The following is a 336-nucleotide window of genomic DNA, read 5'->3' as shown; positions in this document are numbered from 1 at the left end:
AAGGATTCCGGTGCGCTGCGCGCTGCGCTGTCGGTGGCCGACGTCCTGGTAATCCCGTTCGCGCCGCGGACCTTCGACGTGTGGGCCTTCGAGAACATGGCGGCCCTGGTGCGCGAGGTCCAGGCTATGCGCGACTTCAAAGTTCTGGCGTTCCTGAACAAGGCCGACCCGGCCAACCAAGATGCCGACAACAAGCAGGCCATCGAGGACATCGGCCGCTACGGCTACCAGATCTCGCCGGTGTCGATCGGCGATCGCAAGTCCTTAGCCCATGCGAGCGCGGCCGGGCAGCACGTCAGCGAATTCAAGGGCGCCGACCCGGTGCTGCGGCGCGAA

1 pseudogene is annotated in these 336 nt (G+C 66.1%); it reads left to right on the top strand.

Annotated features, from left to right (window positions below):
* Positions 1–336 (top strand): annotated as a pseudogene (locus tag KVT32_RS29285) (chromosome partitioning protein ParA); the annotation flags it as partial.

Source organism: Achromobacter sp. GbtcB20 (genome assembly GCF_019091095.1).
Classification (GTDB): domain Bacteria; phylum Pseudomonadota; class Gammaproteobacteria; order Burkholderiales; family Burkholderiaceae_B; genus Achromobacter; species Achromobacter mucicolens.
This window is presented reverse-complemented; position numbering and strand designations above follow the sequence as displayed.